This is a genomic window from Catenuloplanes indicus, assembly GCF_030813715.1.
Taxonomy (GTDB): domain Bacteria; phylum Actinomycetota; class Actinomycetes; order Mycobacteriales; family Micromonosporaceae; genus Catenuloplanes; species Catenuloplanes indicus.
The window spans coordinates 2,895,511-2,907,793 of record NZ_JAUSUZ010000001.1; the positions used below are offsets into that span (position 1 = coordinate 2,895,511).

10 protein-coding genes are annotated in these 12,283 nt (G+C 71.0%); 5 read left to right on the forward strand and 5 right to left on the reverse strand.

From position 1 onward, the window contains the following. Positions 1–44: 44 nt before the first annotated feature. Positions 45–1,454 (reverse strand): NYN domain-containing protein, encoded by a 1,410-nt coding sequence (locus J2S42_RS12930; protein WP_307238898.1) that lies wholly within the window; start codon positions 1,452–1,454, stop codon positions 45–47. Positions 1,455–1,640: 186 nt separating this feature from the next. Here J2S42_RS12930 and J2S42_RS12935 point away from each other — a divergent pair, with 186 nt between their 5' ends. The 5 genes from J2S42_RS12935 (at position 1,641) to J2S42_RS12955 (ending at position 6,921) form a co-directional block, all read left to right on the forward strand. Then, a complete protein-coding gene (locus tag J2S42_RS12935; RefSeq protein WP_307248729.1) occupies positions 1,641–3,341 on the forward strand; it encodes a DEDD exonuclease domain-containing protein in 1,701 nt (566 codons plus the stop codon). A 105-nt stretch (positions 3,342–3,446) separates the two neighbouring features. After that, positions 3,447–5,219, forward strand: a complete 1,773-nt coding sequence (locus J2S42_RS12940; RefSeq protein ID WP_307238900.1) for a RelA/SpoT family protein — start codon at positions 3,447–3,449, stop codon at positions 5,217–5,219. A gap of 16 nt (positions 5,220–5,235) precedes the next feature. After that, a complete protein-coding gene (locus tag J2S42_RS12945; RefSeq protein WP_307238902.1) occupies positions 5,236–5,778 on the forward strand; it encodes an NUDIX hydrolase in 543 nt (180 codons plus the stop codon). Next, entirely contained in the window at positions 5,775–6,602 is an 828-nt protein-coding gene (locus J2S42_RS12950; RefSeq protein ID WP_307238905.1) for an NTP transferase domain-containing protein, read from the forward strand. The genes J2S42_RS12945 and J2S42_RS12950 overlap by 4 nt, the downstream gene beginning before the upstream one ends. Before the next feature lie 31 nt (positions 6,603–6,633). Next, a complete protein-coding gene (locus J2S42_RS12955; RefSeq protein WP_307238906.1) occupies positions 6,634–6,921 on the forward strand; it encodes an Lrp/AsnC family transcriptional regulator in 288 nt (95 codons plus the stop codon). Positions 6,922–6,960: 39 nt separating this feature from the next. On the opposite strand, the gene J2S42_RS12960 is transcribed toward J2S42_RS12955, so the two are convergent. The 4 genes from J2S42_RS12960 to qcrC all read right to left on the reverse strand — a co-directional run bounded on the left by J2S42_RS12960 (position 6,961) and on the right by qcrC (position 12,227). After that, entirely contained in the window at positions 6,961–8,502 is a 1,542-nt protein-coding gene (locus J2S42_RS12960; RefSeq protein WP_307238908.1) for an alpha/beta hydrolase, read from the reverse strand. Positions 8,503–8,653: 151 nt separating this feature from the next. Beyond that, positions 8,654–10,282 carry a cytochrome bc1 complex cytochrome b subunit gene (qcrB, locus tag J2S42_RS12965; protein ID WP_307238910.1) on the reverse strand — a complete coding sequence of 543 codons (1,629 nt, stop codon included), beginning with the start codon at positions 10,280–10,282 and terminating at the stop codon, positions 8,654–8,656. Beyond that, on the reverse strand, positions 10,279–11,364 hold the full coding sequence (gene qcrA / locus J2S42_RS12970; protein ID WP_307238912.1) for a cytochrome bc1 complex Rieske iron-sulfur subunit: 1,086 nt from the start codon (positions 11,362–11,364) through the stop codon (positions 10,279–10,281). The genes qcrB and qcrA overlap by 4 nt, the downstream gene beginning before the upstream one ends. Continuing rightward, a complete protein-coding gene (gene qcrC / locus J2S42_RS12975; RefSeq protein ID WP_307238914.1) occupies positions 11,361–12,227 on the reverse strand; it encodes a cytochrome bc1 complex diheme cytochrome c subunit in 867 nt (288 codons plus the stop codon). Before qcrC ends, qcrA begins: the two co-directional genes overlap by 4 nt. Positions 12,228–12,283: the final 56 nt, after the last annotated feature.

Sequence of the window (12,283 nt, forward strand, 5' to 3'; positions counted from 1 at the left end):
ATACCACGTACACGCTAGGTGAGGGGTATGACAAAAACCGGCGTCTATGATCTCGAGAGGCGTCGCAGCAGCGAATCCGCAGCCAGCGGGTAGGCGCCGTGCCGCCGGACGCCGTCCGCCACCTCCCGGTCCGAGGAGATGACGATCACCGGGCGTCCGGACGGCTCCGCCCGGACCAGGCGGCGGATCACCTCGTCCGCGGTCTCGCCCTTGCGGGAGAAGAGCACGCGCACGCCGCGCGGCGCCGGTGGCAGCCCGTGCTGCCGCTCCGCGCCGTCGAAGACGCAGGTGACCTCGTCGCCGGTCTGCGCCGCTATCCCGCCGAGGCCGGTGATGAGGCGTTTGCGCTGGTGTTCCAGCGACATCTCGGACCAGCCGCGCTTGGTGACGTTGTAACCGTCCACGATCAGGTGCGCCTTCGGCAGCGCGAGCAGCTGGTCGAGGCGGGCCGGGTCATCGTTGTCGGTGGCGCGCGCGCCGACCCGGTCCGGCGCCTCCGGACGGTCCGCGGTGGCGTCCGCGACCAGGTCGGCCGGGAGCCGGTCGGCCGGGCCGATCGCCAGCTCGCGGCGCAGCCCGTTGGCGGCCTGCCCGATCGTCTCCAGCAGCAGCCAGAGCCGGGCGTCGTCGGCCGTGCGGGAGTCGCGGACCGCGGACCGGGCGCCGCTCGCCGCCGCCTCCGCGTCGGCCAGCTTGGACCGGAGTTTGCGCAGCTCCTGGTCGTGCCGGTCGGCCGCGCTCTTGGCCCGGCCCTTCTCGGTGGCGAGCATCTCCGCCGCCTTCCGCTCGCGGGCCTGCGTCTCGCGCAGTGCGCGGGCCGTGGTGCGGTGCTCCTCGCGGAGCTGGCCGAGCTCCTCACGGACCCGGGCCAGCTCGTCGCGAAGCTTGTCCGCCTCGACGCGGGCGACCGCGCGATCGTGCTCGGCGCGGGCCGCACGCTGCTCGGCCGCGCGCACGGCCTCGCTGACCGCGGCGCTGTCCGCCTCCGCCCGGACCGCCTCGCCGGCGGCCGCGACCAGGTCGAACCAGCCGGCCGGGCGGACCAGGTAGGCCAGCGCGGCCACTTCGACCGGGTCGGCCGCGCCCACGGCCGTGCCCTCGGCGATCGCGGTGCCCAGGTCACCGGCCTCGGCCGAGGCCTTGCGGCCGATCCGCTGGCGGAACAGCGGGTCCGCGGCGAGCTGGGTGGCTATCGCGGTGCCGCCGAGCCGGGCACGCCGGTTCGGCGCGAACCGGGCCACCTTGCGCAGCACGTCGGGGATCTCGTCGTACGGCAGCCCCGGCAGCAGCGCGGCGGTGAGCTGGATCACCCGCTGGCGGACCTGCTCCGGCAGGATCGGCTCGGCCGATTCGCCCAGGTCATGGGACTCGACGGAGTCGGGGAGCCGAATGATCGCAGGGTACGGCGCCGCTTCCCCGGGGGAGCGGTCGTCGGGCGGCGCCGGTACGGACATACGTCAAGTCTCCCACTGTCCGGCCCCCGACCGCGCGACAGCGGCTTTTGATCTCTCCTGGTCCGCCCAGGCTACTCCTGGGTCACCCGGTGCAGAAGTGTCGGACCCTCCGCCTACCGTGCCCTGGTGGCACAAACCGAAAACTTCGTCCAGGGCCTGCTGCTCGACGACGACGACCCCGGGTCCATGCCGCTGTCCGGGGTGACGTTCGTGGTGGTGGACCTGGAGACGACCGGCGGCGCCCCGGCCAAGCCGGACGGCAGCAACGCCATCGGCATCACCGAGATCGGCGCGGTGAAGGTGCGTGGCGGCGAGGAGCTGGGCGTCTTCGGCACGCTGGTCAACCCGGGCGAGGCGATCCCGCCGTTCATCACGGTGCTGACCGGCATCACCGAGGCGATGCTGGCACCGGCGCCGCCGATCGAGGAGGTGCTGCCCGCGTTCCTGGAGTTCGTCCGGGGCGCCGTGCTGGTCGCGCACAACGCGCCGTACGACGTGGGTTTCCTGAAGGCCGCCTGCGCCCGGCTCGGCTACGACTGGCCGCCGGTGAAGGTGCTGGACACGGCCGCACTGGCCCGGCGCGCGCTGACCCGCGACGAGGTGCCGAACCGGAAACTCGGCACGCTGGCCGCGTTCTTCCGTGCGCAGACCACGCCGACGCACCGTGCGCTGGACGACGCACGCGCCACCGTGGAGGTCCTGCACGGCCTGTTCGACCGGATGGGCAGCCACAACGTGTCCACGCTGGGCGAGGCGATCGAGTTCGGGAAGGCGGTGACGCCCACCCAGCGCCGCAAGAAGCATCTGGCCGAGGACCTGCCCAAGGTCCCGGGGGTGTACGTGTTCCGCGCCGCCGACGACCGCCCGCTCTACGTCGGCACCTCGGTGGACATCGCGACCCGGGTGCGCAGCTACTTCACGGCCGCGGAGAAGCGTGCGCGGATGTCCGAGATGCTCAACGCGGCGGTCCGGGTCGAGGCGATCGAGTGCGCGCACGGGCTGGAGGCGGAGGTGCGCGAGCTGCGGCTGATCGCGGCGCACGCCCCGCCGTACAACCGGCGGTCGAAGTTCCCCGAACGGGTGGTCTGGCTGAAGCTGACCACGGAGGTGTTCCCGCGGCTGTCCATGGTCCGCGCGCTGGCCGACGACGGCGGCACCTACCTCGGCCCGTTCTCGTCACGGCGGGCCGCGGAGCTGGCCGCGTCCGGCGTCTACGACGCGATCCCGGTCCGGCAGTGCGGGCACAAGCTCTCGGTGCGCGTCCCGATGCCCGCCTGCGCGCTGGCCGAGCTGGGCAAATGCCCGGCGCCGTGCGAGCACCGGGTCACCGTGGACGAGTACGACGCGATGGCCGCCACGCCGTTCCGGACCGCGGTCACCGGCGACCCCGGCCCGCTGATCACCGCGCTGATGACCAGGATCGAGAATTTCTCCAGCGCCCAGCGGTACGAGGAGGCCGCCGTGCTGCGGGGCCGGATGGCCGCGCTGCTGCGCGCGCTGATCCGCATGCAGCGGCTGTCCGGCCTCACCTCGCAGGCCGAGCTGGTCGCGGCCCGGCCGCACGCCGGCGGCGGCTGGGACCTGGCGATCGTCCGGCACGGACGGCTGGCCGCGGCCGGGGTGTCGCCGCCCCGGGTGCACCCGCGGCCGACGATCGAGTCGTTGCGGCTGACCGCGGAGACGGTGCTGCCCGGCCCGGGGCCGACCCCGGCCGCGACCGCCGAGGAGTCGGAGCGCATCCTTGCGTGGCTGGAACGCCCGGAGACCCGGTTGGTGGAGATGACGGACACGTGGTCGTCTCCGGTACGGGGCGCCGCGCGCTTCGGCGAGCTCCTGGCCAGGGCGGAAGGGGCCTTGTCGGCAAATAACTCAGCCGTTCGGTCATAGGCAAGTAACCATTCGCATGACGAAGCCTCGCATAGGCTGTAGAGCAACACTGTTCCGGGCCGCGCTCGTTTTAGGGCAGAAGCGGCTTATTGAGGAGGTGTCCGGGTGGACGTCGACGCCGGCCACGGCGCCGCACTGGGACGTGCACTGCCCTCCCCCGACGTGCCCTTGACCCGGAGGCTGCGTGCGCTGCTCTCCTGGCAGCCACCGGAGAACGACCCGGTCACCAAGCTGGTCAAGTTGCACAAGTCGGTCCATCCGTCCGGCGACATCGCGGTTCTGCGGCACGCCTACCGGGTCGCGGACAACTGTCACCGGGGGCAGATGCGCAAGAGCGGCGATCCGTACATCACGCATCCGCTCGCGGTCGCGGAGATCCTGGCCGAGATGGGCATGGACACGACCACGCTGATCGCGGCGCTGCTGCACGACACGGTCGAGGACACGTCGTACACGCTGGAGGCGCTGCGGGGTGACTTCGGCGACGAGGTGGCCCATCTGGTCGACGGCGTGACCAAGTTCGACAAGTCGTTCTACGGCAAGGCCGCGGAGTCGGAGACGATCCGCAAGATGATCGTGGCGGCCGGCAAGGACGTCCGGGTGCTGATCATCAAGCTGGCCGACCGGGTGCACAACATGCGCACGCTGGGCGCGCGCTCCAACGCGTCCCGCGAGCGGATCGCCAAGGCCACGCTGGACGTGCTGGTACCGCTCTGCGACAAGCTCGGCATCCAGTGGCTCAAGCGCGAGCTGGACGACGTGGTGCTGCTGCACCTCCAGCCGGACGCGCACGAGCGCATCTCGGCGTACGTGGCCAACCGCCGCGGCTGGGACGACTACCTCGACGACGTGGTCAAGCAGTCCCGGACCGCGCTGCGCCGGCAGCGGGTGACCGCCTCGGTCTCGCCCCGGCCCCGGCATCTCTACTCGATCTGGAAGGACACGGTCCGCGGGGAGTACGCGGAGCCGTTCGACCTGCCCCGGATCGCGATCGTGGTGGACGGCACGGACACCGACTGCTACATGGCGCTCGGCGCGATCCACACGAAGTGGCGCCCGGTGGCCGGCCGGTTCAAGGACTTCATCGCCTCGCCGAAGAACAACCTCTACCGCTCGCTGCACACCACGGTCACCGGGCCGCACGGGCGCACGGTGGAGGTACTGATCCGGACCGAGGCGATGCACCGGCTGGCCGAGTTCGGCGTGGCCGCGCCGTACCGGTTCCCCAAGCTCGTCGCGCACGGCGAGGGGGCGGAGCAGCTGGACTGGCTGCATCGCGTGCTCGACTGGGAGCCCGAGGCGAAGGACGCCGCGGTCTTCCTCGACTCGCTCCGATGTGAGCTGGCCGAGTCACAGATCCAGGTTTTCTGCGAGGGGCGGCCGGTGGTGCTGCCCCTCGGTGCTACCTCCGTCGACCTGGCCTACGAGGTGGGCACGGACGCGGGCGAGCGCTGCGTGGCCGTGACGATCAACGGGCGTACCGCGCCGATGCTCTCCGAGCTGGCCGAGGGCGACGTGGTCGAGCTGTTCCTCGACGACGACGGCGACTCCGACCCGCTGCACCGCGGCCCGCACCGCGACTGGTTGCAGTACGTCAAGACGTCGCACGCGCAGTTGCAGCTCAACCGCCGGTTCGCGGAGAAGGACGCGCCCGGCATGACGATCACGGACAAGGTACGGCTGGGCCGCGCCACGATCGGGCTGACGCTGCTGCGCAAGCACAACCGCGGGCTGGCCAGCGAGCGCCCGCTGCTGCGCCTGGCCGAGCAGCTCGGCTACCCCGACCTGGAGACGCTGCTGGTGGCGGTCTTCGATCGGACGCTCGACCCGGACGACCTCGCACAGAAGCTGGTCGCCTCGGTCGATCATCCTGACTGAGGCTAGCCTTGCAAATGTGAATCTCCGCCACTCCACCGCGCTCCGTGCCGTCGCCTACGGCACGTTCTACCGGCTGCCGCTGGTCCTCCGACGCCGCATCGTGCGCGCGGTCGTGCCGAAGTACGTCGTCGGTTCCGTGGTGTTCGTGCACGACTCCGAGGCGCCCGCACCCGGCCGCCTGCTGCTGCTCCGCCAGCCCCCAGGCGTGAGCTGGACGCTGCCGGCCGGCCTGTTGCAGCGGAGGGAGGCGCCGATCGACGGCGCGCTGCGCGAGCTGCACGAGGAGACCGGCCTGAAGCTCTCCCGTGCCGACCTGGTCCCGGCCACGCCGAACGCGATCGTGCACGCGAAGGGCTGGGTGGACATGTGCTACCACGCGTTCGTGCCCGCCTCGACCGCGCCGGTGCGCGCGGACGGCGCGGAGGTGCTGGAACTGCGCTGGTTCGCGCTGGACGACCTGCCGAAGCTCTCCCCCGCGACCGGCCGGCTGCTCGGCATGTTCGGCATCGGCCCGGCCGCCGCGCCCGGCGCGGTCCCGGCGATCCCGGCCCGCGGATGAGCGACATAGCCGCGGTCATCCTGGCCGCCGGAGAGGGACAGCGCCTGCGCCCGCTGACGCTGAACGTGCCGAAGGCGCTCTGCCCGGTCGGCAACGTCCCGCTGCTGGACCGTGCGCTGGCCCGGGTGGACGCGCTCGGCCTGCCGGCCGCCGTGAACGCCGCATACCTGGGCGAGGCGGTGGCCCGGCACGCGGAGGGCCGCGCACACGTCTCGGTGGAGCCGGACGGCCCGCTCGGCACCGGCGGCGGCCTGGCCCGGCTGCGGTCCTGGGTGGACGGCCGTGGCGTGCTGCTCGGCAACGCGGACGCGTACCTGCACGATCCGGTGCTGGGCCCGGGGCCGGACATCGCCGCGCTGATCGACGGCTGGGACGGCACGTCCGTGCGCATGCTGGGCCGCCCGGCCGCGTCCGGCAAGGGCGAGTTCGGGGACTACGACTTCGCCGGCTTCTCGCTGATCCCGTGGCGGTTCGTGGCGTCGCTGCCGGACGAGAAGCACGAGGTGGTGCGCTCGGTGTGGCGCCCGGCCGAGCGAGAGGGCGCGCTCACCGTGGTGCCCTACGCCGGAACGTACCTGGACACCGGTACGCCGTCGCTCTACCTGGCCGCGAACCTGCACGCGGCCGGCGGCGCGAGCCTCGTCGCACCGGACGCGACCGTGCGCGGCACGGTGGAACGCGCGGTCGTCGGCGCCGGCGCGCGCATCGACGGCGATGTCCGCGACGCCGTGGTCTGGCCGGGCGGGCGGGTGCACGCCGGTGAGACGCTGACGTCCGCGATCCGGGTCGGCGACGACCTCACCGTCCCGGCTAGCATGAGCTGACCCGATTTCCGCTGATCAAGGGAGCCGTCCGGTGATCACCGCGATCGTCCTCATCGACTGTGCCACCGACTCGATCCCGGAGGTGGCCGAGACGCTGGCCGCGCTGCCGGGCGTCAGCGAGGTCTACTCCACCGCCGGCCACGTCGACCTGATCGCGATCATCCGCGTCCGGCAGTTCGAGCAGATCGCCGAGGTGATCGCGGGCGGCATCTCCAAGGTCCCCGGCGTGCTCAACACGGAGTCGCACATCGCCTTCCGGGCCTACTCCCAGCACGACCTCGAGGAGGCGTTCGCGATCGGCCTGCCGGAGACGGACTGAGCACGGGGTGGGCGGCCGGGCCGCCCACCCCGCGGCCCGTCAGCGCGGGGAAGAGAGCGGGTAGGACAGCCGGTCGAGCGTGTCCGCCCGGCGCTGCTGCGACCGCGCGTCCAGCGCCCGCGCACCGGCACCGCAGTGCGTGTCCCGGGGCAGAACACCGCTGATCAGGTACTCGGTGGCCACGGTCAGCGCGCAGGCGTTGTCGCCGTAGACGTAGACGCCGTGGCCGCTGCCGTCCACGGTCAGCAGCGACGAGCGCTTGCCGAAGTCGGACCGGATCATCTCGCCGCCCCGGAGCGGCGTGGCCGGGTCACGCTCGTTCTGAATGACCAGCACGTTGCGCGGGCCGTTACGGTTGATCTTCACGGTCGGCTCGGACTGCTCGTACGGCCAGAACGCGCACGGCGTGATGTTGGCGGACGCGGCGCCGAACAGCGGGTACCGCTTCCGGTCCTGCGCCACCGCCCGCCGGTACGTCGCCACATCCTCGGCCCAGTCGGTGTCGTTGCAGGTCACGGCCAGGAACGCGGAGAAGAAGTTGTCGCTCGGGATCGGTTCCGCGGCGGTGGCCGCCAGCCGGGTGACCGCGGCCTCGTCCGCGTTCTGCAGCGCCTGCCACAGCTGAGCGGCCGCCGCGTAGCGGGCCTCGGTGTAGAGCGTGCCGAAGATGACCGCCCGGAACATCCAGCCGCTGAAGCCGTCCACCGGTGTCGCGTCGAGCCGCTCCGCCAGCGTGACGTAGTTCCGCCGCACCTCCGCCGCGGTCCGCCCGATGCCGTAGGCGCCGTGCCGCGCCGCCGCCCAGGTCGCGAAGTCCGGGAATGTCTGCTCCATGCCCAGGCCGAACCGCCGGAGCGCGTCCCGGTCGATCGCGGTGGTGCCGAGGTTGCTGTCGATGATGATCCGGTCCGTGGTGTGCGGGAACATCGATGCGTACGCCGCGCCCAGTGCGGTGCCGTAGGACAGGCCGAAGAAGCTGGCCTTGGTCTCGCCGAGCGCGGCCCGGATCGAGTCCAGGTCGCGTGACGTGTTCGCGGTGGTCATGTGCGCCATCCGGCCGTCCGGGTCGTTGGCCGCGCACCGCTCCGCGACCGACCGCGCAACCGCGGCGTGTGCGTCGACCGCGGCCTCGTCCACCGCGTACGGCGGGATGTTCGACAGGTAGCCCAGGTCCGCCGTGATCCCGCAGTGCACCGGTGCGGAATGGCCGACGCCACGCGGATCCATGCCGATGATGTCGTACATGTCCAGCAGCGACGACGGGATGCCCAGGTTGGCCAGGTCCGCCGGCATGGACAGCCCGGAGCCGCCCGGACCGCCCGGATTGGTCAGCAGGATGCCGTGCCGCTTCGCCGGGGCCGTGCTGGCCAGGCGGGACACCATGATCTCGATCTGGGTGCCCTCGGGGTCGCGGTAGTCCAGCGGCACCGGCACGGTCCCGCACTCCAGCACGACCGGCGCGGTCACCGCGCCCACGTCGTCCGGGCAGTCCGCCCACGCCACCCGGGACACGGGCGCCGCCACCCCGGCCGGCGCCGCCAGCAGCGACGCGGTCACCGCGGTGACGAGCGACAGGGCCACCAGACCCAGGCTCCGACTTCGATTCATACCGACCCTCCCGGTTGGTGAGTTTCACCCCCATCCCAAACCGTGTGCTTACGGCACAGTCAACCCGGAGGACGAAAAGCCCGCCGGCCTCCACAGAGACCGGCGGGCTTTCGGGACGCGTACGTCAGTGGCTGCTGCCGACTTCCTCGCGCTTGGCGGCGGGGTCGACCGGCGGGTGACCGGGCGAGACCGGGGCCTCGACCGGCTTCTCGATCGGGAAGAAGAAGCCCTTGATCGCCGGCCCGAGCGCGCCGACCCGGTTCATCTTCTTCGGCACGACCCAGCCCGTGTACTCCAGGTGGGTGTGGCCGTGCTCGTCCGGCGCCGCCAGCGGCTGGTGCACCTCGACGAACCGGCCGTCCGGCAGGCGCTTGATGATGCCGGTCTCGACACCGTGCGCCAGCACCTCGCGGTCGTGCTGCTGGAGGCCCAGGCAGATGCGGTACGTCACCCAGTACGCGATCGGCGGGACGATCAGCAGACCGATGCGGCCCACCCAGGTCATCGCGTTCAGGCTGATGTGGAACTTGTCCGCCACCACGTCGTTGCCGCCGGAGATGGTGGCGATGATGTAGAACGAGACCGCCATCATGCCGAGCGCGGTGCGGTGCGGGTTGTCGCGCGGGCGCTCCAGCAGATTGTGGATGCGCTTGTCGCCGGTCAGCCGCGCCTCGATCGCCGGGTACAGCATCGGCAGCACGATCAGCACGCCGAGCAGCACACCGGCCGGCCAGAACATCGGCGGGATGACGTAGCCCTCACCACCGCCGATCTTCAGCGGGATGAAGATGTCCCAGTCCGGCATCAGGCGGACCAGGCCGTCCATGAACATGACGTACCAGTCCGGCTGGGAGGCCGAGGAGACCTCGGACGCCCGGTACGGCCCGAACAGCCAGATCGGGTTGATCTGGAAGGCACCGGCCATGAACGCGATGACACCGAAGACGGCCATGAAGAAGCCGCCCTGCTTCATCGCGTAGCGCGGGAACATCCGCTCGCCGACCACGTTCTCGTTGGTCCGGCCCGGGCCCGGCCACTGCGTGTGCTTCTGCGCGAAGACCAGGCCGAGGTGCGCGGCGATCAGGCCGAGCAGCAGCGCCGGGATGATCAGCACGTGCGCGATGAAGAACCGCGGGATGATCAGCATGCCCGGGAACTCGCCGCCGAACACGGAGCTGGACAGCCACGAGCCGATGACCGGGAAGGACAGCATGATCGCCGAGGCGATGCGGAGACCGGTGCCGGAGAGGCCGTCGTCCGGGAGCGAGTAGCCGGTGAAGCCGGCGAAGAAGCCCAGGAGGAACAGCGTCACGCCGATGACCCAGTTGGTCTCGCGCGGCTTGCGGAACGCACCGGTGAAGAACACCCGGAACATGTGGATGACGATCGCGGCCATGAACATGAGCGCGGCCCAGTGGTGCATCTGCCGCATGATCAGGCCACCGCGGACGTCGAACGAGATGTCCAGCGACGACGCGTACGCCGCGGACATCATCTGCCCGCGCAGGCCCGGGTAGGAGCCGTTGTAGACGACCTCGCGCATCGACGGGTCGAAGAAGAGGGTCAGGAACACGCCGGTCAGCAGCAGGACGACGAACGAGAACAGCGCGATCTCGCCCAGCAGGAACGACCAGTGGTCCGGGAAGACCTTGTTCAGCAGGCCGCGCAGAGGCGTGGAGGCCTGCAGGCGCTCATCGGCACCGCGTGCCACGTTGCCGGGCACGGCGCCGAGGTCAAGCTTCCGGCGTTTCATGGCCGCTCCCAGAAGTCCGGCCCGACGGTCTCCTTGTAGTCCGACTTCGCCACGAAGAAGCCCTCGCTGTCGACGTCGATCGGCAGCATCGCGAGCCGCTTGTGCGCGGGGCCGAACACTGGCCGGGCGTTGTCAATGATAAGGAACTGCGACTGGTGGCAGGGGCACAGCAGCCGATTTGTCTGCTGCTCGTAGAGGCTGGCAGGGCAGCCGGCGTGCGAACAGATCTTGGTAAAAGCGACATAGTTCCCGTAGTACGCACCACGGTTGATCTCGTCGGCGTCGGCCGCGGCCGCCGCCTTCCGCGCGTCGTCCTCACGCAGGTGGATCAGCAGCGTGGGCGAGTCGGCCCACTCGTTCGTGTTGCCGTGCGCGATGCCCGGGAAGACCGTGATCTGACCGCCGGCGCTGACGTCCTCCGGGCGGACCGGCGAGCCGTCCAGCTGGACCAGCCGGACCAGGTTGCCGTCGTTGTAGACCGGGTTGAACCCGGTCTTGTACATCGACTGGCGCTCCTCGCCGTGCGGGTCCTTGATCAGGCCGCCGATCAGCGGCGCGGCCGCGACCACGGCGACCGGTGCGAGACCGAGCCCGATCGCGCCCTTCAGCAGCGGGCGGCGCTTGAGACCCAGCTCGTCGAGCATGTAGAGCGCGGTCTCGCCGGTCAGCTTCTGCGACTCCGGGTCCGTGCCGACGTGCCGGTCCTGCACCGAGATCTCGTGCGGGAGCAGCTTCTTGGCCCAGGTCAGGATGCCGAAGCCGATGCCGAGCAGTGCGATGCCGAGCGTGACGCCGAGCAGCGGCGTGTAGAACTTGCTCAGCGTGTACGCGCCGTGCTCGTACTCCCAGGGCCAGAAGATGAAGACGCCGAGGAACGCGAGCGAGGCGACACCGGTGATCAGGAAGAACGTGGCGACGATCCGGACCATCCGCTTCTCGGCCTTGCTGCCGGGCGGAAACTGCGGCTCGTAGTGCACGATCTCGATGTCGTCCCGCCGTGCACCCTCTCGGATGATCTCGAAGCGGGAGAGCTTCGGGTCGTTGATGTCCACCGCTTCCGTGGACGGAGTCTTAGTGCTCACGACTTACCCGCAATCCAGAGGCACGTGAAGACCAGCGCCGTGATGCCGACCAGGAAGATGGCCAGCCCCTCGGTGATCGGGCCGAAGCGGCCGAGGTTGAAGCCGCCCGGGTCGCCGCCGTCCTGCAGCTGGCCGGTGATGTAGGTGATGATGTCCCGCTTCTCGTCCGGCGTCAGCTGGTTGTCACCGAAGACCGGCATGTTCTGCGGGCCGGAGAGCATGGCCGCGTAGATGTGCCGCTCACTGACGTCGGTGAGCGCCGGCGCGAACTTGCCGGACGAGAGCGCTCCGCCACCGCCGCCGAAGCCGTGGCAGGAGGTGCAGTTGAGCCGGAACAGCTCGCCACCGCGGGAGAGCGCGTCCGGGTCCGCGTCGATGTCGTGGGTCAGCGGGCCGTCCGGGATCTCCGGACCGCCGCCGAGCTCCTGGATGTACTGCGCGAGCTGCTGCGCCTGCTCGTCGTTGAACTGCGGCATCTTCTCCTCGGCCTGCGCCTCCTGGCGGACCATGGGCATGCGCCCGGTCTCCACCTGGAACTCGACGGAGGCGGAGCCGACGCCGATCAGGCTCGGGCCGCGGCCCTCGATGCCCTGGGCGTTGCGGCCGTGGCAGGTGATGCAGCTGTTGTCGAAGATCTCCTTGCCCTGCGCAGCCGCGGTGGAGAGCGCGACGTCCTCCTGCGCCTGGGCGCTCGGCGCGAGAAGCGTGTACACGCCTCCGGCCAGCATCAGCGCGGCGACCATCCGCACCGCGGCACCGGCGCGGCGCCGGAGCTTGCTCGGCGGCGAGTTACGCCCACGGCGCCACCGCGAGCGGAAGCCGCCGCCGCGGCCCGCACGCCGGGCGGGGGAATCAGAAGTCATGGCAAGGAGTCCTTACGCGGTGGTAGACCGTTCGTGCTCAAGGGACGGGGCGGTGG

What these genes read in the sequence shown, in the direction of transcription:
- J2S42_RS12930 (WP_307238898.1), bottom strand. Translation starts at nt 1,454, where the DNA reads ATGTCCGTACCGGCGCCGCCCGACGACCGCTCCCCCGGGGAAGCGGCG.
- J2S42_RS12935 (WP_307248729.1), top strand. Translation starts at nt 1,641, where the DNA reads ATGCCGCTGTCCGGGGTGACGTTCGTGGTGGTGGACCTGGAGACGACC.
- J2S42_RS12950 (WP_307238905.1), top strand. Translation starts at nt 5,775, where the DNA reads ATGAGCGACATAGCCGCGGTCATCCTGGCCGCCGGAGAGGGACAGCGC.
- qcrB (WP_307238910.1), bottom strand. Translation starts at nt 10,282, where the DNA reads ATGAAACGCCGGAAGCTTGACCTCGGCGCCGTGCCCGGCAACGTGGCA.
- qcrC (WP_307238914.1), bottom strand. Translation starts at nt 12,227, where the DNA reads ATGACTTCTGATTCCCCCGCCCGGCGTGCGGGCCGCGGCGGCGGCTTC.